This is a genomic window from Iodobacter sp. BJB302 (assembly GCF_002735645.1).
Taxonomy (GTDB): domain Bacteria; phylum Pseudomonadota; class Gammaproteobacteria; order Burkholderiales; family Chitinibacteraceae; genus Iodobacter.
In genome coordinates, this window is the sequence record NZ_PDZG01000196.1 from 1 (window position 1) to 565 (window position 565).

General features: G+C 55.6%; 1 protein-coding gene. It reads right to left on the reverse strand.

Going from position 1 to position 565, the window contains the following annotated elements:
* Nucleotides 1-565, reverse strand: a 565-nt coding sequence (locus CSQ88_RS22605; RefSeq protein ID WP_143449602.1) for a DDE-type integrase/transposase/recombinase, incomplete at both ends; no start/stop codon positions are given.

Consider the following 565-nt stretch of genomic DNA (forward strand, 5'->3'; position numbering starts at 1 on the left):
GCTTTCAGGGTGTAACTTTTCATCGGCGCACCATTATCTGAATGTAAAACCAGCGGGCTCATGCTGCAGCGCTGGGCCAGCACGCTGCGTTGCAGCAGCTCAGCGGCCAGTTCCCCTGTTTCTTCTGCGTGCACTTCCCAGCCCACCGGATAGCGGCTAAACAGGTCTTCGATCATATACAGTTTGTAATACTCGCCTTTCACCTGACTCGGCAGCCATGTGATATCCCACATCCAGACTTGATTCGGCCCGGTGGCGGTGAAGCTGGTCGGTTTGGCTTTGCGTACCGCTTTGGCGGCCCGCCCACGATGCTGAAGCTGATTGGCCTGGCGCAGTACGCGGTACATCGTTGATTCAGAAGCTAAATAGCGACCTTCGTCGCTCAGAATAGGTACGATCTGGCTGGGTGGAGCGCTGTTAAAACGTGGACTGTTACACACCGATAAAATCGCCTGACGCTCCGTTTCACTCAGCTTATTCACCGGATCACTCCGTTTGGCCAAGGGCCGCTGATCCGCGATCACCTTACCTGCGGCTTGCCAGCGATACCAGCTATGCACCGAAA